This window comes from Bradyrhizobium sp. (genome assembly GCF_050014615.1).
Lineage (GTDB): Bacteria > Pseudomonadota > Alphaproteobacteria > Rhizobiales > Xanthobacteraceae > Bradyrhizobium.
In genome coordinates this window covers 13475-33768 of the sequence record NZ_JBEKCZ010000032.1, presented here as the reverse complement: position 1 = coordinate 33768, position 20294 = coordinate 13475, and the positions used below count along the sequence as shown (strand labels likewise).

Sequence of the window (20294 nt, the reverse complement as noted above, 5' to 3'; positions counted from 1 at the left end):
GGTCAAACAGCCAATTCCGTCATTGCCTGCGACAAACGCGAAGCGTTTGCGCAAGGGAGCCAACGGGTCGCGCGAATGCGCGCCCGATGACAGGCTCCGCGACGATGCAATCCATTCTTTCGTTGCGCGGCAAAATGGATTGCTTCGCTCCGCTCGCAATGACGATCTAACGTCTAGCCCGGCATTACGGGCCGTTGTTTGCGGAGATCCTTGGCGGAGGAGCGAGTTGGACGCCGACCCTGACCCTCCCGGACGTGGCTTGCATCAGGTCAGGCCGTGGTGTTCAAATGCACGGATGCGTGAAGATGGAATGAAGCGATGACGACCATGACGGCCGCGCCTTCGCGCATGGCGGCGCGGACGGGCGCGACACAGTTCTATTTCTATATGTCGCTGTGCTGCGCCGCTGTCGCCTTCGTCAGCTTCGTTCCGACCTATTGGCTGCCGATGAAGGCGGGGACGCTGAAAGTGAACCCGATCGTTCACGTCCATGGCGCGGTGTTTTTTGGCTGGTCGGTATTCCTCGTGCTTCAGACCTGGCTGGCGTCGTCGGGACGCATCGCCCGGCACCGCTCGGTCGGTCTGATCGGCGTGTCGTTCGCGACGGCGATGACGATTTTTGGTACACTGGTTGCCATCAACGGGCTGAAGGAAGCCGCGGCGATCGGGATGCGGGACGAAGCAATTGCCTTTGTCATCGTTCCCCTGAGCACCATCGCGTTCTTCGCCGTCGTCTTTACCCTTGCTATCGCCAACGTACGCCAGCCCGAACTTCACAAGCGATTGATGCTGCTTGCCGCGATCTCGATTCTGGACGCCCCGATTGCGCGCTGGTTTTTGACGTTTCTGGCACCTCCCGGTGCGGTCGGTCCGCCGCCGGTCGCTGCGGCGATCCCTCCGGCCGTCGTGGCCTATCTGCTTGTCGTGGCCGCCATGGTGTTCGATTGGCGCACCCGCGGGCGCCCTCACGCCGTCTATGCGATCGGCGGTTCGGCGCTGCTGCTGCTCAACCTGCTCAATGTGCCGATCAGCGCGTCGCATCCCTGGCACGCTTTCGCCAGCGGACTTCTGGCGCTCGCGCAGTAGCCCGATGGGCGGAGCCCTTCGCGAAACCTATCACCTGCGCAGGCTCCGATTGATGGAGTTCGCTTCCGCCTTCGCTCGCTCGGCTTCGGCGGACGAGATCGCTGGATCCATTCTCGGTCTGAGTCTCGGGTGTTTCGCTTTGTGAAGATGTTAATTTCGTTGCGCGGTCCAGTAGCCCGAGCATCGCGCCTTTCCTGCGTAGCCGCTCCATGTCCCGCGGCCAGCGGTGCTGGAGAGTCTGCCCGAGCCTGAGGCGTATTTATCCTGAACGGTCACTGAAGCGTGAACTACTCCTGATTTCGCGACGTATCCCCTGAACCTCACGAGGTTTGGATGCGTCACAATTCCGTTGGAAACATCGACAGTGAAGTTGTAGGCAGCATCGCAGGCGCCGCGTTGCGTCACGAAGGCGAGGTCCCAGGAGCCATCGTAGGCCGATCGCGCGTGTGCGGTACTCGCCAGGGCAACAAAGAAGCATGTTGCCGTTGCGTAAAGCGAAAGCTTTTTCATGTCATTTCTCCGAAGCGAACCGACGGGTTCTGGGTTCGCCATGGAAATGGTGAAGCGATCGATCCGCTGAAAGAAAACATTTTCTCACATCGCATCAACACCGCGCGAGGTCGGAGGGGCGCCCCGGCGGCAACGCCGCTTTTCCTTGCGATTGTTCATTCTGGCGGGAAGCAGCGTTGCGCGTTTGGACACTAATCATCGGCCGTTTCTGACCTACATCCCCTGACAAAAGGAGACCACGAACATGGGCACGAAGAGTATCATCGGCACCTGGGTCGGAATTTTCGTTTTCATAGCCATCATCCTGGGCGGCCTGGAGCATGCGTCGAGGACCGATCCAGGCGGCGTCGACACCGCGCGCGTCGCGGTCCGAGGGATTGTTATCCCGCCCTTCAATTGAACCAGCGCCTCGCACATTCACGCGCGCCGGCAACTGGTCCTGCAGATGGGTCGAGCCTTTCGCGAAACCACCGCGCAAGCTGAGTGATGGGTTCGCTTTCGCCTCCGCTGGTTGAGCTTCGGCGGATAGGCGCGTGATCGCCCTCGGTTAGCGGCCTCTCTCATCTGGAAGGCACTGGTTGATCTAAAACATGCGGAAAGAATTCAGCATCCCAAGAATCCGTTCGAAAGAGGACTTTCCCGTGCATCAAAAGCTTGTCGTCGGAGCGATATGGACGATTGGAGACTTCTACTTCGCCGAGGGTTTTTGGCCCTAAGTGGAAATGGTCGTTCGTCTCGGAAAGTCCTTGCAGTTCCTTGACCAAGATGTCCCGGCCTTCAGGGTTCAACCACATTTCAAATTCGCCCTTGCCGTTTAAGTTCACAGTGATCCGAGCGGGCATTGTCTTTCCTCCGGCGCTTAATAGAGCCGCGTAGTTAAACTGGTTTTATATAGCTGGCGGTGGATCGATCCACGGATTGAACACCGGTGTGTGCGCCTTTTGATAATCGCTGACGTCGCGCGAAACGACTGTCAGCCCATGATGCTGCGCTGTTGCTGCAATCATCAGATCCGGCTGTGAGCAGGTATGGCCGGCTTTGCGGCCGTCCTCGACCAGCAGGCGCCACTTGAACATAATGTCTTCGGTAATCGCGAGAACGCGCGCTTCGAACATCGGTCGAACCTTGTGTGCGAGCCAATCGTTGAGTGCGGCGCGGCGATTGGCGTCTGCGACGAGTTCGATACCGAACCGGATTTCGGCGAAGGTCACTGAACTCACATAGAGCCGTTCAAGCGGCTGAGTTGCCACGAAGGCGAGGACGTTGCGTTCTGGCTTGGGGCGGCGCAGTTCCGAGAGGATGTTGGTGTCGAGCAGCCACCCGGTCACAAAGCGACCTCGCGCACCGGCATCGGCGTGCGCCCGGGTTCGATGTCGATATCAAGATGCGGAGAGGCCTGCATGGCGGCGATCAATGATTCGCCGGTGAGATCACCCTTGAGACGACGAAACTCATCGGCCGAAATAATGACGACCTCATCGCGTCCATGAACTGTGACGCGCTGCGGTCCTTCGCTGTGAACACGGCGAACCAATTCGCTGAAGCGGGCCTTTGCATCCTGCAACCGCCACTGTCCCGGCTTGGTATCGCGCGAGCGACGGCGGGGCCGTATTGTCTTCGTTTTCGACGATTTTGAAATTCTGGTCATACTGACCAGTATATCATGTATTGCGGGCTGGTTTCAACGATCCTGTTTGGGAGAGCGGCATGTCCGGTTTAATGTCCTCTCCTCGAATTATCCTCACGACATCAATGTATTACCGGCTGGGTTCCTAACTTCAAATTTCAGTGGCATTGCCGTCGTCGCAAGGGTCGCTGTAATAGCTCCCATGATCCATGTCAGTTCGCTCAGCGCGCTCAGCGCCGTCACAGCAAGACTTCCTAACTACGACCTGCTGACGCTGCTGTCGCCGGATTATCCGCCGGCCGACTGGAACGGTTTTGCGTGCGAGCGGCATTTGCGGCTGGCGTTTCACGATATCGTCGAGCCGATGCCTGGGCTGGTCGCGCCGGACCGCGACTTGATGCGGGCGGTGCTTGAGTTCGGCCGCGATGCCCAACCTCAACGCACGCTGTTGATCCATTGCTGGGCCGGGATCAGCCGCTCCAGCGCGGCGGCGTTTGCGATTGCCTGCGATCGCAATCCCGGCTTCGAGCGCGACATCGCCAGCGAATTGCGCCGGCGTTCGCCCTCCGCGACGCCCAATCGGCTGATGGTGCGGCTGACGGATGATCTGCTGGAGCGCGATGGCCGCATGGTCGAGGCGATCGATGCGATCGGCCGTGGCGCCGAGGCGCGTGAAGGCGAGCCGTATGAGTTGCCGTTGCAATGGCCTATCGGATAACCGCCGCAACGCCGAGCAGGAAGCCGATCTCGAACATTTGCTCGGTCGCGCCGAGCACGTCGCCGGTGTAGCCATCGATCAGCTTGCGCGCCCACAGCACGATCGCAATCGCAAGGGCGGCGCCGAGCAGCAGCCCTGAAATGACCGACGGGACCGAGACGAACGCGAGCGGCACCAGCGCGAATACGACGACAACCAATGCGAACCGTATTTCATGGGAGCTGACGGGCACATCGCTATAGCTGACCTTCATCGCCGCGGTATCGCCGGCGTAAGGCAGCGCATTCATCACGAAGACCGGCGTGATCCGCGCTGCGGCATGGGCTGCGATCAAGGCCGCGGCCGCGCTCCATAGCGGCATCTCCGCCAGCGCTGTTACCCGCAGCGCCACTCCAAACGCCAGCGCCAGCGCGCCGTAAGCACCGATCCGGGAGTCCTTCATGATCGCGAGCCGCTTCTCCACGCTCCAGCCGCCGCCGAAGCCGTCGGCGGTGTCGGCGAGGCCGTCTTCGTGCAGTGCACCGGTGATGACAATGCTCGCGGCCACCGCGAGCAATGCGGCGATATCAGGACCCCAGATATTGCCCGCCAGCAGCAGCACCGCCGCCGATACCAGACCGATGCAAATGCCGACCGCGGGAAAATATTTGGCGCAACGCGACAGCCAGTCCGTCGGGGTCGCGGTATCGGATGATGGCACGGGAACGATGGTCATGAACCGCAGCGCGTTCATGAACTCGTCATTCCCGGTCATGTCAGATGTTTCCGGCCAGCACGTCGCTGAGATCGGCGACGTCGGTCAGGAGTCGCGCCGCGGCGCGCACCAGCGGCACCGCGAGCAACGCGCCGGTGCCTTCGCCGAGCCGCAGTCCGAGATCGAGCAGCGGCTTTGCGTGGAGGGCAGCGAGCAGCACGTCGTGGCCCTTCTCTGCGGAGCGATGTGCGAAGATACAATAATCCCGCGCCGCAGGATACAGCCGGATCGCCAGCAGCGCGGCGGCGCTGGAAATGAATCCGTCAATAATAACCGGCCGGCGCTGCGACGCCGCGCCCAGAACTGCGCCGGCCATCATCGCGATTTCCAGGCCGCCGAACTGCACCAGCACGTCGAACGGCTCGGTGGCATTGCTGCGCGCTGCCGCTTTTTCGATCGCCGCGCGCTTGCGGGCCATGCCTTTGTCGTCCTGACCAGCGCCGACGCCGATGCAATCCGCAAGCGGCGCGGGCGCGAGGCGATGGGCCAGCAGCGCCGAGGAGGCGGTATTACCGATTCCCATTTCGCCGAGCGCGATGATGTCGGCGCCGGCGGCAATCTGATCGACTGTGATCTCAAAGCCCCGCGCCAGCGCATCGGCGGCCTGTCGCGGCGTCATCGCCGGCTCGCGCGCGGCGTTGGCGGTGCCCTTGCGGATTTTCGCGGCGATCAGATTGGGATGCGCGGGCAGATCCGCCGCCACGCCGGCATCGATGACAGCGATCGCCACATTGCTGGCGGCGGCGAAGGCATTGGCGCTGGCGCGGCCGGCGAGATAAGTCATCACCATCGCCACCGTGACGGCGGAAGGATATTGCGACACGCCTTCCTCGGTGAGCCCGTGGTCGGCGGCGAACACCAACAAGACGGCCTTGTCGCCGCGGGGCGGCTCCGGATGCCGGATCATGCCGAGCTGCACGGCCAGGTCCTCGATCCGGCCCAGCGATCCTGACGGCTTGGCCTTGCCGTCGATGCGCCCGCGCATCGCCGCGGCCAGCGCTTGGTCGAGCGGCGCAATGGCCGGCGGCTGCCAGAATTCGTTCAAACCGGATGACATCGGGTTCCCTTTCGCTGGGCCTACCTGACGCAACAGCCGCACTCAGGTCAACACATCAGGTGCACGGTTGACCCCGGCGGAGGCGCCAGCTAGCGTCGTCCGTGATGGTCCTTCCACGTGGAAGGTGAAAAGGGAAGCCGGTGCGAGCGTTCTCAAGCTTGAGAACTCTCAACGCCGGCGCTGCCCCCGCAACTGTAAGCGACGAGCCCTCGCCGGTGCCACTGGGAATTTCCCGGGAAGGCGGCTGACGGCAGCGACCCGCGAGCCAGGAGACCTGCCATCACGAACTGTGCTTTGGAGGCGTCGTCGGGGCGGGGTGCACCGGACGGGAGCGAGCTTGCGGGTCATAAGCCCGAAAGCGCGACCCAACAAAGCTCGCGGCCGCTTGCGGCCTGACCATGAGCCTGTGATGGATCGCGCAAGCGCCGACGTAACATCCTCCGATTCGAGGCCTGAATCGCCGCAGCCGAATCTGCCGGCAAGTCTGCCGAACAGTCCCGTCATCGTCAGCGTCTGCACCACCTGCAAGACCGCCGACGGCGGCACGGTGGTCGGCCCCGAGATGTTCGCGGCGGTGCGGGCCGCGCTCGGGAAAGATGACCCCCATGTCGTGGTGCGACCGGTGCAGTGTCTCAGCGTCTGCAAGCGCCCGGCGACGGTCGCGGTGACGAGCCCGGACGGCTACACGTTTTTATTCGGCGATCTGCAGACCGAGAGCGGCACGACGGCGCTGGCGTCGTTCGTCAAATCCTATCAAAAGTCCGATTACGGCCTGGTGCCGTGGCGCGAGCGCGCTGAAGTGTTGCGCAAGGGCATGCTGGCCCGAGTGCCTCCGATGCGCTGGTCGCCAGATGACGGGCGGGCGCCAAAATGACCGCGCTCGCAACCACGCTGGTGCTCGGCGGCGCGCGATCCGGCAAATCCGCCTTCGCCGAGCGGCTGGTCGTCGACAGCGGGCTGGCGCGGGTCTATCTGGCCACCGGGACGGCGGGTGACGGCGAAATGCAGGTTCGCATCGCGCGCCATCGCGTGCAGCGTGGCGACGACTGGATCACCATCGAGGAGCCGCTGGCGCTGGTCGATGCGCTGACGCGCGAGCCGCATCATGGCCGCGCCGTATTGGTCGATTGCCTGACGTTGTGGCTGTCGAATCTCATGTTGGCCGAGCGCGATCCCGATGTTGAGGTCCGCCGGCTGACACGGTTTCTCGGCGTCACCAGCTATCCTCTGGTGCTGGTCTCGAACGAGGTCGGCCTTGGCCTCGTGCCGGACACGCCGCTCGGCCGCCAGTTTCGCGACGCGCAGGGCCGTCTCAATCAGGCCGTCGCGGCCTGCGTACCCAATGTTGTGTTCATCGCCGCCGGACTTCCGCTCTGGCTTAAAAAATCCAATCAGGAGGTCTGACATGTCCCGCGTTCCCGTTACCGTGCTCACCGGTTTCCTCGGCGCCGGCAAGACCACGCTGCTGCGTTCGCTGCTGACGCAGGCGGATGGTCGCCGCATCGCCGTGATCGTCAACGAATTCGGCGATGCCGGATTCGACGGTGGACTGGTGGAGGAATGCGCGGCAAAAACCTGCGCGCCCGGCGATATCGTCGAGCTCACCAACGGCTGCATCTGCTGCACCGTGGCCGACGATTTCATTCCAACCATGGATAAATTGCTGTCGCGGGACCGGCCGCTCGACGCCATCGTCATTGAAACTTCAGGCCTGGCGCTGCCGCAGCCGCTGCTGAAAGCGTTCGCGTGGCCTGCCGTGCGCACCCGCGCCACCGTCGACGGCGTCGTTACCGTGGTGGACGCGCTGGCGCTGTCGGAGGGCCGGGTCACTTTGGACGAAGGCGCGGTCGCCGCCCAGCGCGCGGCCGACGATTCCATCGATCACGACGATCCGATCGAGGAAGTGTTCGAAGACCAACTGGCCTGCGCTGACTTAGTGGTGCTCTCGAAGAGCGATCTGGTCTCGTCCGACGCGCTGGCCGCGATCGAAACCCGCCTCGCCGCGGTATTGCGGCCGGGCGTGCGCATGGTGCGCTCGCACGGCGCGCTGTTGCCGGCGGTGCTGATCGGTCTCAACTCGGCGGCGGAAGACGACATGGCCGCGCGCGTGGGCCATCACGGCGAGGAAGAGGAGCACGATCACGACGATTTCGACAGCATCGTGGTGACGCCGTCGCCCGCCGGTAGCGTCGACGCGATGCGCCTGCGCGTCAGCGATGCGTTGAACCTGACCGGCGTGCTGCGGGTCAAGGGCCATGCCCGGATCAGCGACAAGGTAGCGCCGATCGTGGTGCAGGCGGTCGGCAACCGGGTCGAGCTGTCATTCGCCCGGCCCGACGTGAAGCAGGCCGAGCATCTCGTGGTGATCGGGCTCAAGGGTTTCGACGGCGACGCGGTCCGCCGCGCGCTGGCGGGATAGCAACGGCAACGGCAAGCATAACGATTTGAAACACGCATGCATCTGAAGCTCGACAGCAGCGGCAGTATCGACGACGGCGACGTCGCCCGCGATCTCGGGCAGGCGTCCGCCGATATCGTCGTGCTGTCGGCCGCTGACAGCGACCTCGCCGCGTTCGGCGCCGCCCATGCGACATTGCCGAATGATTCCCCGAGCGTGCGGCTGACCAATCTCTTGGCGCTCGGTCATCCCGCGTCGGTCGATCTCTATGTCGAGCGCACGCTGCGCGATGCGAAGATCATCGTGCTGCGCATGCTCGGCGGCGAAAGCTACTGGCCGCATGGCGTCGAGAGCCTGCGCCGCGACGCGCTGCGCCGTGGCGCGCACTTGGCCTGCATTCCCGGCGAGCTGAGCTGGGACGCAAAGCTCGCCGCGCGCGGCACTGTGAGCGCCGGCGATACCCACGCGCTGTGGCGCTACTGCACCGAGGGCGGCGTCGAGAATGCGCAACTGGCGCTGCGCTTCGCCGCGCATCTGATCGGCCGGGGCGACTTGCCGCCGCCGGCGCGGCCGATGCCGTCGGCCGGATTCTGGCGCGGCGAGCCTGCCATCGACGGCCGCCCGAACGCGATCGTGATTTTCTACCGCGCGCTGGTCGCGGGCGGCGACACCGCAGGGATCGATGCGCTGCGCACGGCGCTGGATGCGCGCGGGCTTAACGCTGTCTGTCTCTATGTCACCAGCCTCAAGGACGAGCGCTCGGCGGCGTTCCTGCGCGCGGCGCTGGCGGCCTATCCGCCCGATATCATCGTCAACGCGACAGCTTTCGCCACCGCGACCGCGCATGACGAGGCCGGCGTTCTCTCGGCATCGGGCTGTCCGATCCTGCAGGTAGCGCAGGCCGGCATTTCGCGGGCGAGCTGGGAAAGCTCGACCCGCGGTCTCGCGCCGCGCGATCTGGCGATGCATGTGGTGCTGCCGGAAGTCGACGGGCGCATCTTCGCCCACGCCATCGCCTTCAAGGAACGCGGCGAGTCCGACACCGGCTTTGCGCCGACCACGTTCCAGCCGATCGATGATCGTGTCGCCGCGACCGCCGATCTGGCGCGGGCCTGGGTGCGGCTGCGGCGCACGCCGAACTCTCAGCGGCGTGTCGCCGTCGTGCTGGCCAATTATCCAGGCCGCGACGGCCGCCTCGGCAACGGCGTCGGCCTCGACACGCCGCAGAGCCTGGTTGAGGTGCTCGGCGCGATGCGCGGCGCGGGCTACGGCGTTGAGAACAGGCCTGACGATGCCGCATCGATGATGCAGCTTTTGCAGGCTGGGCCGGGCGGGGTGTCATGGCATTTGGCCGAGTATGAATCCGCCTTCGCGCAATTGCCTGAGAGCGTGCAACGCGCCGTCGAAGCGCGCTGGGGACGCCCGGCGCAGGACCCGCATGTCGTGAACGGCCGCTTTCGGCTCGGCCTGCATCGCATGGGCACTATCGTGGTCGGCGTGCAACCCGCGCGCGGCTATAACATCGATCCCAAATCGACCTATCACGATCCCGATCTGGTGCCGCCGCATTATTATCTGGCGTTTTATCTGTGGATCAGACGCCAGTTCGACACCCACGCGATCGTGCATCTCGGCAAGCACGGCAATCTCGAATGGCTGCCGGGCAAGAGCACGGGTCTGTCGGCAAATTGCCTGCCCGGCGCGGTGCTGGGGGCGCTGCCGCATCTCTATCCCTTCATCGTCAACGATCCCGGCGAAGGCATTCAGGCCAAGCGCCGCGCGTCTGCGGTCATCATCGATCATCTGACGCCGCCGATGGCCCGCGCCGAATTGCATGACGATCTGGCGCGGCTGGAAACGCTGGTCGACGAATACGCGCTGGCCGCCGATCTCGATCCCAAGCGCGCCGCCGTGATTGCCGAAGACATCTTATCGCTCGCCCGCGCGCAGCGGCTCGATGCCGATGTCAATGTGACGCGCGACACCCCGACCAATGATGCCTTGCGCGCGCTCGATGCGCATCTGTGCGATCTCAAGGAAATGCAGATCCGCGACGGCCTGCATGTGTTCGGGCGCACGCCGCAGGATACAAAGCGCAATGACCTGCTGGTCTCGATCGCGCGGCTGCCGCGCTCCGACAGCATGCCGCAGGACGCCTCGCTGCATCGTGCGCTGGCGCTGGATCTGGGGTTGGGCGATTTCGATCCGCTAACGCGCGACCTCGCCGATCACTATGAAGGGCCTCGTCCCAAAGTTCTGTCGGAGCTCAGCGCGGCGGTTTGGCGTACCTCGGGCGATACGGTGGAGCGGATCGAAGGGCTCGCGCTTCTGTTGGTGTCGGGCGTTCAACCCTGCGACGCTGCGTGGGAGCGCACCAAAGCCGTGCTCGACTGGATTAATGCAAAGCTGCGTCCGGCGATCGATGCCTGCGGCGAGGCCGAGATGGCGGCGTTGCTGCGGGGGCTCGACGGCCGGTTCGTACGGCCCGGTCCGTCCGGCGCGCCGACCCGCGGCCGGCCGGATGTGCTGCCGACGGGCAGGAATTTCTTCGCAGTCGATGTCCGCGCGGTGCCGACGCCGTCGGCGTGGCGCATAGGCAGCCTCGCGGCCGAGCGGCTGGTCGAGGCCTATTGGCAGGAGGCCGGCGAATGGCCGCGCGCGATCGCGCTGTCGGCCTGGGGCACCGCCAACATGCGCACCGGCGGCGACGATGTAGCCCAAGCGCTGGCACTGATCGGGGCGCGGCCGCTGTGGGAGGAGACCTCCGGCCGGGTCACGGGATTCGCGATCACGCCGCTGTCCGAATTGAAGCGGCCGCGAATCGACGTCACGTTCCGGGTTTCCGGATTGTTTCGCGACGCGTTCCCGATCCAGATGGACATCATCGGCAGCGCGGTCCGCGCCATCGCCGAACTCGACGAGCCCGATGAGGCCAATCCGATTGCCGCCAATGTCAGGGCGAAACGAAAGGCGCTTGAAGCCGATGGCGTGAACGGCGAACAAGCGCAGCGCCAGGCCGCGCATCGCGTGTTCGGCTCGAAGCCGGGGGCCTATGGCGCTGGCCTCGGTGGGTTGATCGACGAAGGAAATTGGGATGATCGCGGCGATTTAGCTGGCGTCTATCTCGACTGGGGCGGCTATGCCTATGGCGGCGGTGTCGAGGGCGAAGCGGCGCGCGGCGATTTCGCCGAGCGGCTCGCCACCATCGATCTCGTCGCCCACAGCCAGGACAACCGCGAGCACGATATTCTGGACTCTGACGATTACTATCAGTTCATGGGCGGCCTCGCGTCCACCATACAGAGCCTGCGCGGCAAGGCGCCGCGCATCGCCCATGTCGACACCTCGCGGCCGGAGGCGCCGCTGTCACGCCCGCTAGCGCACGAAATCTCGCGCGTGGTGCGCGGCCGGGCTGCGAACCCGAAATGGATCGCCGGCGTCATGCGTCACGGCTATAAAGGCGCGTTCGAGATCGCCGCCACGGTCGATTATCTCTTCGGGTTCGCCGCCAGCACCGATGCGGTCGCAAACCATCATTTCGATCAGCTGTTCGCCTCCTATCTCGAAGACGAGCGGGTGCGGGATTTCATGGCAATGGCCAACCCTGCAGCGTTGCGTGAAACCGCCGCGCGGTTTTCCGAGGCGATCCGGCGTGGATTGTGGACGCCGCGTTCCAACCGGGCTGCCTATCTGATCGCTGAACTCCTGCCGGACACCCAAAGGGAAATCGCATGAGCGGGTCTTCAACCCAAGACGACGACGCGGAAAATGCCCGCCACAAGGAAAAGGCGCGCAAGCACAAGGCCGCGCGCGACAAGATCATGGCCACCAAAGTTGGCGAGAAGGGCTTGCTGATCGTCCACACGGGTACCGGCAAGGGCAAGACCTCCGCCGCGCTCGGCATGGTGTTTCGTCATATCGGCCACGGCTATCCTGTTGCCGTCGTGCAATTCACCAAGTCGCCGGCATGGGACACCGGCGAGGCGAGGGTGCTGGCGAAATTTCCTGAGCTCGTGACGCTGCACATCATGGGCGAGGGCTTTACCTGGGAAACCCAAGACCGCGCCCGCGATATCGCTGCGGCCACCGCGGGCTGGGAGCGCGCCAAGGAACTCATCCGCGACGACCGGCATCGCATGGTGCTTTTGGACGAGCTCAACATCGTGCTGCGCTACGAATATCTCCCGATCGAGGATGTCGTGAATTTTCTGCGCGACGAGAAGCCGGCCGACAAGCATGTCGTCATCACCGGCCGCAACGCGCATGCGTCTTTGATCGAGATGGCCGATCTCGTCACCGAAATGACATTGATAAAGCATCCGTTCCGCCAGGGCGTGAAGGCCCAGAAAGGCGTCGAGTTCTGATGACGACGCCGGCGCTGATGATCCAGGCCACCGGCTCCAATGCCGGCAAATCGACCCTGGTCGCGGGTCTGGCGCGCGCGCTGGTGCGGCGGGGATTAAAAGTGGCTCCGTTCAAGCCGCAGAACATGTCAAACAATGCGGCGGTCGCAATCGAGGGCGGCGAGATCGGCCGCGCCCAGGCGGTGCAGGCGCGCGCGGCGCGAATGATACCGAGCGTGCACATGAATCCGGTGCTGCTGAAGCCGGAAACCGACAGCGGGTCGCAGATCATCGTGCAGGGCCAGCGCTGGGGAAATCTGCGCGCGAAGAACTATCTCGACAAGAAGGCGGCGCTGCTGCCGGCGGTGCTGGATAGTTTTGCGCGGCTCGCGCGCGAGGCCGATATCGTATTGGTCGAAGGTGCGGGCAGTCCCGCCGAAATCAATCTGCGCGCCGGCGATATCGCCAATATGGGATTCGCCGCCGCCGCCGATGTGCCGGTGGTGCTGGCCGGCGATATCGATCGCGGCGGCGTCATCGCCAGCCTGGCCGGGACGCATCTGGTGCTGGAGCCGGACGAGCGCGCGCGGATTCGTGGTTTTGTCATCAACAAGTTTCGCGGCGATGTCAGACTGTTCGACCAGGGTCTCACGGCGGTGACGCGGTTGACCGGCTGGCCATCGCTCGGCGTGGTGCCGTGGTTGCCGCAAACGGCATGGCTGCCGGCGGAGGACGCCGTCGATCTCGATCGCGCCCATCCATCAATGTCGTCCCGCGTGATCGCGGTATTGGTTCTCGCGCGCATCGCCAATTTCGACGATCTGGATCCGCTGGGCATGGAGCCCGGCGTCAGACTGGTGTTCGTGCGGCCGGGCGAAGCTATACCGGGCAATGCCGACGTCGTGATCCTGCCGGGCAGCAAATCCACCATCGGCGATCTGGCTTTTCTGCGGGCGCAGGGCTGGGACATCGACATCAAGGCGCATGTCAGGCGTGGGGGTCATGTGCTCGGCCTGTGCGGCGGCTATCAGATGCTGGGGCAGACCATTGCCGACCCCGACGGCATCGAGGGACCGGCCGCCACGGTGGATGGACTGGGGTTACTGGATATCGCCACTGTCATGAGTGCGGATAAATCCACCCGGCTGGTGCGGGGCATTCATTCCGCAACGGGCACGGCGATCGAGGGCTATGAAATCCATCTGGGCCGCAGCGAGGGCCGCGATTGCGCGAGACCTGTCGTGACGATCGACGGGCGCCCCGATGGCGCCGGCACGGTGGACGGCCGGGTGCAGGGCACTTATGTGCACGGGCTGTTCACCGGCGACGCCTTTCGCAAGGCGTGGCTGGCCCATCTCGGCATTGCCTCAACGCTCGCCTATGAAGTGCAGATCGAATCCGCGCTCGATGCGTTGGCCGATCATCTCGAAGCGCATCTGGATATCGAGGCCATATTGGGCATCGCGCGCAGCCGTCAGACCACCAATGCCAGCGCGGCGTAGCCGGCCGCTTCGATCACGCAGGCCGCGGTGTAGAGATCGAGCGCGCGGCCGATATCGTCGGGCACGGCCGGCCGGGTTGCTTCCGCGTTCAGGAAAGGATCGTCGACCACCTGTTCGCCGTAGCGGCGCGGGCCCGCGAGTGCCAGTCCGAGTGCGCCCGCGACAGCGCTTTCCGGCCAGCCGGCATTCGGCGAGCGATGTTTGGAAGCGTCGCGTCTCACAACGTTGAACGATGTGCCGACCGAGCCGCCCGCGATCGGCGCCGCGACCGCCAGCAACAGCGCCGACAATCGCGCTGGGACCAGATTGACGAGATCGTCGAGCCGTGCCGCCGCCCAGCCAAATGATGCGTAGCGCTCGCTGCGATGCCCGATCATGGAGTCGGCGGTGTTGATGGCCTTGTAGGCGATCAATCCGGGCAGCCCCAGCAGCGCCAGCCAGAACACCGGCGCCACCACGCCATCGGAAAAATTCTCGGCGCAGGATTCGATCGCGGCCCGGCACACCCCGGCTTCATCGAGTTGTTCGGGGTCGCGCCCGACGATCAAGGCGACGGCGTCCCGTGCCTCCGCGAGACCGCCATCGGCGAACGCCGAGCGTACCCAGTCGACATGCTGGTAGAGGCTGCGCTGGGCGATGAAGATGGAGGCGATCAGGGCTGTGATGATATTTCCCATCGGCAGTTGCTGCGCGATGGCCTGAAGCAGAACGCCCACGGCGCCCGCGATAACGACCAGGACAGCCGTGCTCGCGATCCCGGCGGATCGGCGTTGTTGGGGCGATTGGCCGTCCTTGTTGAATCTGACATCGAGCGTGTCGATCAGGGTGCCGATCAGCGCTACCGGGTGGCCCAGCCGCCGCCACAGCCAGTCGGGGTCGCCGATCAGCGCGTCGAACGCCAGCGCCGTGATCACGATAAAAAGCCCGCTGCCAGATATCAGCACCCTAGCGGTCCACGCGCTCAAGCTCGGAAGCCAGCCGCTCCAGCGCTTGCGCCAGCATCGGTCCGCCGCAGACCGTGAGCCGTTCCGGAATCACGATGCGTTTCGACGCCGGATAAAACCGCTCCAGCGCCGGATGCAGCAGGAAGGCGCTGCCTTCGTCTTCGGCGAAACCGCTGTCTTCCGACACCAGGATGAAATCCGGTTTCAGGTTGACGATGGTTTCGAGCGAAGCAAACCCGCCGGTTTTGATGCCGAGATCGCCGGCCGCGTTGGCGAGGCCGGCATTGGCCAACAGCGAACTGGTCAGGCTGTCGCGGCCGGACACCCAGCCGCGCCGCGACACCGCCAGCACGCGATAGGGTTTTCGCGCCGCGACTTGATGCGCATGCGCGATCGCGGCGTCAAGCCGGCTAATTTCGGCTAACGCGCGATCCGGATGTCCGACGACATCGCCCATCAGGCGGATCGCTTTCTTCACATCATCGAGGGATCGCGCGGCATCGAATTCGACGACGCGGACGGCCTTGTCCTTGAGAAGCTGCCTTGTCGCCAATCTGGTAAAGCGGCCGGCGACCACGGTATCCGGCTCGAGCACCAGCACATCTTCGGCCGCGCCCGACAATTGCGGAAATTGCCGGGCTTTGGCGGCGTCCCAGGAGCGGGCCGGATCGCGCGCATAGGGGCTCAGTCCTACAATCTGCCCGGGGTCGGCCAGCGCCATCAGCAGCTGGTCGGTGCAGACATTGATCGATGCGATTCGCGGCAGGCCGGCGGCATCCGCGGCGGCGGGCACACTGAGGCTAGCGACGAGTATCAGCATCGCGCCGAGCGCGCGTCGTAACCTCTCGCGCTTTGGCGCGGATGATGGCATGAAGCGCGGATGAAGCACGGTGGCGATCTGACTGAAGCAATGGCGCGATATGGCGGGTCGCCGCAAATGTGGCTCGACCTGTCGACCGGCGTCAACCCCTGGCCGTGGCCGATTCCAAGGGACTTGCCGGGTGCGGCGTGGCAGCGCCTGCCGTCGCGCGCCGACGAGGAAGCCCTGATCGCGGCGGCGCGCGAGGCCTACGCGGTACCCGCCGGGGCCGAAATCGTCGCGGCTGCGGGAACCCAGTCGCTGATTCAATGGCTGCCGCAACTGGCGAGCGCGGGAGCGGTCGCAATCGTAGAGCCGACTTATAACGAGCACGCACTGGCGTGGCGCATCGCCGGTCATGAGGTGATCGCGCGCGCCGATCTCGACGATCTTCCGCAAGCGGCCCGCCATGCGGTGGTGGTCAATCCCAATAATCCCAATGGGCGCGTGATGTCCCGCGCAATGCTGGCGCGCGTGGCGGCACAGTTGCAGGGCCGTGGCGGATGGCTGATGGTCGATGAAGCCTTTGCCGACATCGAGCCCGACATCAGCGTCGCGGAGTTGTGCGTTGATCTGCCCGTGGTGGTGCTGCGTTCGTTCGGAAAATTCTACGGCCTCGCCGGGCTGCGATTGGGCTTTGCGATCGCATCGCCTGATATCGCGCGGCGCATTGCGCTGGCGCTCGGTCCCTGGGCCTGTTCCGGACCGGCGGTTGTCATCGGCGCCGCCGCGTTGCGCGACCGGGAGTGGGTAGGGCGCACGCGTCTTGCGATTCAACAGCAGGCGCGCAAGGTCGACGCCGTACTGGAAAACGCCGGATTCAGGATTGCCGGCGGAACCGGATTGTTCCGGCTGGCGCGTCGCGCCGATGCCGGCAAGGTGCACGCTTCGCTGGCGACGCAGCATATCTGGTGTAGATGTTTTGAGTGGGCCGACGATCTCCTGCGCTTCGGCCTGCCGCCTGATGACCGCGCCCTCGAGCGTTTCGCGGCCGCGCTGGCTTCAGCGGGAGCCTGATCGGTTTAGGGCGCGTACGCATCAATCGAACGCGATTGCTGCGGGCTTGGCCAATGTCTGCCATGCCCTCGGGTGCGACCAAATCCGCACCGCAGCGAAATGACGCGATGTGCCGCGAGCGGAAGTCGCGGCTCCTGTCACGGGCGCTGAAATTCGAATAGTATCGGTCTGGAAGGGGCTGTCCGCCATGAAACTTCCGCCGTACGTTCTTGCATCTGGCTGCAGGTGCTGCCGCGCTCCCGGCCATGTCGCGGGTCGCAACTGCGCAAACCTATCCGACGCGACCGGTTCACTTGATCGTCGGCTTTGCCGCTGGCGGCCCGAACGACATCTTCGCGCGCCTGATCGCTCAATGGTTGTCGGAAAGGCTCGGCCAGCCATTCGTCATCGAGAACCGACCGGGGGCCGCGAGCAACGTAGCCACCGAGGCCGTTGTCCGGGCGGCTCCCGATGGCCTGACGCTGCTCCACGCCTCGGCGGCGAACGCCGTCAATGCGACACTCTACGACCATCTCAATTTCGATTTCATCCGCGACATCGCGCCCGTTGCGAGCATTGCGCGCACGCAAGGCGCGATGGCCGTCAATCCATCGCTCCCGGTCAAATCCGTTCCGGAATTCATCGCCTATGCCAAGGCCAATCCCGGCAAGATCAACATGGCGACAAGCGGCGTCGGCAGCGCGCCACAGGTCTGGGGCGAATTGTTCAAGGCGATGGCCGGCGTCGATCTGGTTCCGGTGCCCTATCGCGGCACAGCGCCTGCCCTGATTGACCTGATGAGCGGACAGGTCCAGGTGATGTTCGGTCTATAGGCCTCGACCCTTGAATACGTCAGAGCAGGGAAATTGCGCCTGCTTGCCGTGACCACCGCGATGCGTTCGGCGGTGCTGCCGGACATCCCGACCGTGGGCGAATTTGTGCCGGGGTACGAGGCCAGCGGCTGGCAGGGCATCGGCGCACCGAGGAATACGCCCGCCGAGATCATTGGGAAGCTCAACAACGAGATCAACGCCGCTCTCGTCGATCCCAAGATGCAGGCGCAGATGGTTGACCTTGGAGCCTTCGCAATGCCGATGACGTCAGCCGAATTCGGCAGGTTCATCGCTGACGACACCCAAAAATGGGCCAAGGTGATTCGGGCGGCCAACATCAGGGCGGAGTGAGCGGCGGATGGACGTTCCACAACGCTCCCTTCGGCGAATCCCGCCAGGGCTCATGTCCGGTTGGGGGCGGTCTTTAGCGCCATTTTTGACGGTCGCCTGATGACGTCACTTCCGCGCCGAACTTCGGACGTTTTGATGCGCGCTGCACCAATTGATCTTCCGAGCCGATTCGGTAGCGGGGCCAGGGTCGGGGTGACCTGAAAGGGCGTGACTGTGACGCTCCAGCGCGTTGGCATGCTGGATGCAACTCATTCGGTCCGGTGGCGGACAGCAGTTTTTTTCCAAGTATTTCGATAAGCCCTTGGCATACATGGATTTCTTAAATTTTTTTAATGATCTTTTTCCTGCAGATGTTGCAGGCGAGCTACAGCAATATGAGATGGCGCTGGTAAGAGTTGCCGCGGAGATTTGGGGCAAACACAGGCTTCACAAGCAGGACAAGCAGGGAATTCTGACATGAAACGACTCATCGTTCTCGCGGCCGCAACGATCGCGGTTGGCGCCATTACACCGGCCGCCGCCGCGGATCTTCCCGCTCGGGCACCGGCGAGCTATTCGAAGGCGCCGGCGATCGTCGAGGCTGCCTATGACTGGAGCGGCTTCTACGTCGGTATCAATGGCGGCGGCGCCACCAGCAGCTTTGACTGGAATGAGGACGGTTTCGGGGACGAAGGCAGCCATAAGGCAACGGGCGGGACGGTCGGTGGCCAGATCGGCTACCGTTGGCAGCTGTCATCCCTGGTGTTCGGCCTGGAAGCGCAGGGCAACTGGGCTGATTTCAGCGGCAGCAACACCAGCCTCCAGACCGGCCTTCTGAATCAAACCAAGGTCGACTCATTTGCCTTGTTCACCGGTCAGATCGGCTATGCCTGGGACCGGGCGCTGCTTTACGTCAAGGGCGGTGCCGCGATGACGGATAACAAGTACACCGTCTTCACGGGTCCGGGCGGTGGCTTTGTCGATGGTGCGAACGAAACCCGCTGGGGCGCCTCGGTTGGCGTCGGCATCGAATATGCCTTGGTCCCGAACTGGTCGCTCGGCTTCGAATATAACCACCTGTTCATGGGCAACAACGACGTGATCTTTGTCTCCGGCACCGGCGACCATATCACCGAGAACGTCGATATTTTCACCGCGCGCATCAACTACAAGTTCGGTGGCCCGGTGGTGGCCCGCTACTAAGTCAAGCGGACCGAGCAACGCCTTCTTCCCCAACTTCTCAAAGCCCCGGCCTGTTGGCCGGGGTTTTTGTTTGCGTTGAACATCTCGCGCTAGTCGGCATCCCCGACAAACCTGTTCTCGATCCGGCCGAGGCCGGCTATCTCGATTGCGACGACATCGCCTGACTTGAGGAATTTCGGCGGATTGAAGCCGATGCCGACACCGGCGGGCGTGCCGGTCGCGATGATGTCGCCCGGCACCAGCGCCATGCCCTCGGAGATGGTCGCGATCAGCGAGGGGATGTCGAAGATGAGATCCCGGGTGTTGGCGTTCTGGCGCAGTTCGCCGTTGACCCAGCATTTCACATCGAGGTTTTCCGGATCGACTTCATCCGATGTCGTGATCCACGGCCCCATCGGGCAGAAGGTGTCGAGCGTCTTGCCGATGAACCACTGCTTGTGGTTTTTCTGGCGGTCGCGCGCGGTGACGTCGTTGACGATGGTGTAGCCGAAGACGTGGCCATAGGCGTCCTTCTTGGCGATGTTGCGCCCGGGCTTGCCGATGATGACGGCGAGTTCGGCCTCGTAATCGACACTCGATGTGATCCCGGAATGAAGCTGCACATTGTCGTTCGGCCCGACGACCGTGTTGGGGCCCTTGGAAAAGATCGCCGGATATTCATCGATCGCCTGATCCTTCTTGGCGCCGGCCTCGAAGCCGCTGTTGGAGAATTCGCGCGCGTGCTCGCCGTAATTCTTGCCGACGCAGAAGATGTTTCGGCGCGGCACGGGAATCGGCGCCGTGACCCTGACATCGCCGAGCGCCAGATCCTGTGCGCCCGATGCCATGGTTTCCTTGATAATGGTTTCCTTGATAATGGCTTCCTTGATAATGGATGGCTTGATATCGGCGTACCGGGCAACGAGGTCGATCATGCCAGTGACGCCGTTGACGGGACGTACCCGTCCGGCGGCGGCATCGACGATTCCGACGTTCAAGGCGCCGTCGCGGTAAAAGGAGGCAAACTTCATCTTCGATGTCCATTCGATTGGGTTGTCCCGGACCCAATAACAGAAGCCCCCCAAGGATCAACCCAGGGATCAATCCAAGGATCGACCGCACCCCGATCAGAAATACGCCATAGTTGAACCACGA

General features: G+C 63.9%; 21 protein-coding genes, 1 pseudogene and 1 riboswitch. Of the genes and pseudogenes, 13 read left to right on the top strand and 9 right to left on the bottom strand.

Annotation, left to right across the window (positions count from 1 at the left end):
* The first annotated feature begins 318 nt into the window (after positions 1–318).
* Positions 319–1086, top strand: a complete 768-nt coding sequence (locus ABR948_RS07855) for a hypothetical protein (protein WP_428115462.1) — start codon at positions 319–321, stop codon at positions 1084–1086.
* Between the two features lie 150 nt (positions 1087–1236).
* On the opposite strand, the gene ABR948_RS07850 is transcribed toward ABR948_RS07855, so the two are convergent.
* A complete protein-coding gene (locus ABR948_RS07850) occupies positions 1237–1596 on the bottom strand; it encodes a hypothetical protein (RefSeq protein ID WP_428115460.1) in 360 nt (119 codons plus the stop codon).
* Positions 1597–1840: 244 nt separating this feature from the next.
* On the opposite strand from ABR948_RS07850, the gene ABR948_RS07845 reads away from it, so the two are divergent.
* Positions 1841–1996 (top strand): hypothetical protein, encoded by a 156-nt coding sequence (locus ABR948_RS07845; RefSeq protein ID WP_428115458.1) that lies wholly within the window; start codon positions 1841–1843, stop codon positions 1994–1996.
* 160 nt (positions 1997–2156) lie between these two features.
* Here the strand turns inward: ABR948_RS07845 and ABR948_RS07840 are convergent, their stop codons facing one another.
* From ABR948_RS07840 to ABR948_RS07830, 3 genes are read right to left on the bottom strand one after another with little or no spacing between them, the layout of a single operon-like run.
* On the bottom strand, positions 2157–2438 hold the full coding sequence (locus tag ABR948_RS07840) for a hypothetical protein (protein ID WP_428115455.1): 282 nt from the start codon (positions 2436–2438) through the stop codon (positions 2157–2159).
* Between the two features lie 45 nt (positions 2439–2483).
* On the bottom strand, positions 2484–2924 hold the full coding sequence (locus ABR948_RS07835) for a type II toxin-antitoxin system VapC family toxin (RefSeq protein WP_428115453.1): 441 nt from the start codon (positions 2922–2924) through the stop codon (positions 2484–2486).
* Positions 2921–3244, bottom strand: coding sequence for a type II toxin-antitoxin system Phd/YefM family antitoxin (locus ABR948_RS07830; RefSeq protein ID WP_428115450.1), 324 nt, complete (start codon positions 3242–3244; stop codon positions 2921–2923). The genes ABR948_RS07835 and ABR948_RS07830 overlap by 4 nt, the downstream gene beginning before the upstream one ends.
* A gap of 181 nt (positions 3245–3425) precedes the next feature.
* Here ABR948_RS07830 and ABR948_RS07825 point away from each other — a divergent pair, with 181 nt between their 5' ends.
* The gene (locus tag ABR948_RS07825; RefSeq protein ID WP_428115447.1) at positions 3426–3941 is read left to right on the top strand and encodes a tyrosine phosphatase family protein; all 516 of its coding nucleotides are present in this window, start codon (positions 3426–3428) and stop codon (positions 3939–3941) included.
* Here the strand turns inward: ABR948_RS07825 and cobS are convergent.
* Together cobS and cobT are read right to left on the bottom strand one after the other, a co-directional pair.
* The gene (gene cobS / locus ABR948_RS07820) at positions 3931–4695 is read right to left on the bottom strand and encodes an adenosylcobinamide-GDP ribazoletransferase (protein WP_428115445.1); all 765 of its coding nucleotides are present in this window, start codon (positions 4693–4695) and stop codon (positions 3931–3933) included. The genes ABR948_RS07825 and cobS overlap by 11 nt on opposite strands.
* A 1-nt stretch (position 4696) precedes the next feature.
* On the bottom strand, positions 4697–5752 hold the full coding sequence (gene cobT / locus ABR948_RS07815; RefSeq protein WP_428115442.1) for a nicotinate-nucleotide--dimethylbenzimidazole phosphoribosyltransferase: 1056 nt from the start codon (positions 5750–5752) through the stop codon (positions 4697–4699).
* An 88-nt stretch (positions 5753–5840) separates the two neighbouring features.
* Positions 5841–6048: riboswitch (cobalamin riboswitch) on the top strand.
* 113 nt (positions 6049–6161) lie between these two features.
* Between cobT and ABR948_RS07810 the strand changes: the two genes are divergently transcribed.
* From ABR948_RS07810 to ABR948_RS07785, 6 genes are read left to right on the top strand one after another with little or no spacing between them, the layout of a single operon-like run.
* Positions 6162–6626, top strand: a complete 465-nt coding sequence (locus ABR948_RS07810) for a DUF1636 family protein (protein ID WP_428115439.1) — start codon at positions 6162–6164, stop codon at positions 6624–6626.
* Positions 6623–7156, top strand: coding sequence for a bifunctional adenosylcobinamide kinase/adenosylcobinamide-phosphate guanylyltransferase (gene cobU / locus ABR948_RS07805; RefSeq protein ID WP_428115437.1), 534 nt, complete (start codon positions 6623–6625; stop codon positions 7154–7156). Before ABR948_RS07810 ends, cobU begins: the two co-directional genes overlap by 4 nt.
* A gap of 1 nt (position 7157) precedes the next feature.
* Positions 7158–8171 (top strand): cobalamin biosynthesis protein CobW, encoded by a 1014-nt coding sequence (cobW, locus tag ABR948_RS07800; RefSeq protein WP_428115434.1) that lies wholly within the window; start codon positions 7158–7160, stop codon positions 8169–8171.
* Positions 8172–8207: 36 nt separating this feature from the next.
* On the top strand, positions 8208–11885 hold the full coding sequence (cobN, locus tag ABR948_RS07795; RefSeq protein ID WP_428115432.1) for a cobaltochelatase subunit CobN: 3678 nt from the start codon (positions 8208–8210) through the stop codon (positions 11883–11885).
* Positions 11882–12514 carry a cob(I)yrinic acid a,c-diamide adenosyltransferase gene (cobO, locus tag ABR948_RS07790; protein ID WP_428115430.1) on the top strand — a complete coding sequence of 211 codons (633 nt, stop codon included), beginning with the start codon at positions 11882–11884 and terminating at the stop codon, positions 12512–12514. Before cobN ends, cobO begins: the two co-directional genes overlap by 4 nt.
* A complete protein-coding gene (locus ABR948_RS07785; RefSeq protein ID WP_428115427.1) occupies positions 12514–13995 on the top strand; it encodes a cobyric acid synthase in 1482 nt (493 codons plus the stop codon). Before cobO ends, ABR948_RS07785 begins: the two co-directional genes overlap by 1 nt.
* Here the strand turns inward: ABR948_RS07785 and cbiB are convergent.
* Positions 13968–14939, bottom strand: coding sequence for an adenosylcobinamide-phosphate synthase CbiB (gene cbiB, locus ABR948_RS07780; protein ID WP_428115425.1), 972 nt, complete (start codon positions 14937–14939; stop codon positions 13968–13970). The genes ABR948_RS07785 and cbiB overlap by 28 nt on opposite strands.
* 1 nt (position 14940) lies before the next feature.
* Positions 14941–15759: an ABC transporter substrate-binding protein gene (locus ABR948_RS07775; protein ID WP_428115423.1), complete on the bottom strand. Its 819-nt coding sequence runs from the start codon at positions 15757–15759 to the stop codon at positions 14941–14943.
* Between the two features lie 60 nt (positions 15760–15819).
* On the opposite strand from ABR948_RS07775, the gene cobD reads away from it, so the two are divergent.
* The 4 genes and pseudogenes from cobD to ABR948_RS07755 all read left to right on the top strand — a co-directional run bounded on the left by cobD (position 15820) and on the right by ABR948_RS07755 (position 19160).
* Positions 15820–16815: a threonine-phosphate decarboxylase CobD gene (cobD, locus tag ABR948_RS07770; RefSeq protein ID WP_428115421.1), complete on the top strand. Its 996-nt coding sequence runs from the start codon at positions 15820–15822 to the stop codon at positions 16813–16815.
* Positions 16816–17060: 245 nt separating this feature from the next.
* Positions 17061–17978 (top strand): annotated as a pseudogene (locus ABR948_RS07765) (Bug family tripartite tricarboxylate transporter substrate binding protein).
* Between the two features lie 241 nt (positions 17979–18219).
* Positions 18220–18438, top strand: coding sequence for a hypothetical protein (locus ABR948_RS07760; protein WP_428115418.1), 219 nt, complete (start codon positions 18220–18222; stop codon positions 18436–18438).
* Complete coding sequence (locus ABR948_RS07755; RefSeq protein ID WP_428115415.1) at positions 18435–19160, top strand: outer membrane protein; 726 nt, start codon at positions 18435–18437, stop codon at positions 19158–19160. The genes ABR948_RS07760 and ABR948_RS07755 overlap by 4 nt, the downstream gene beginning before the upstream one ends.
* Before the next feature lie 89 nt (positions 19161–19249).
* Here ABR948_RS07755 and ABR948_RS07750 read toward each other — a convergent pair whose 3' ends face one another.
* Positions 19250–20170 (bottom strand): fumarylacetoacetate hydrolase family protein, encoded by a 921-nt coding sequence (locus ABR948_RS07750; RefSeq protein WP_428115413.1) that lies wholly within the window; start codon positions 20168–20170, stop codon positions 19250–19252.
* Between the last annotated feature and the right edge of the window lie 124 nt (positions 20171–20294).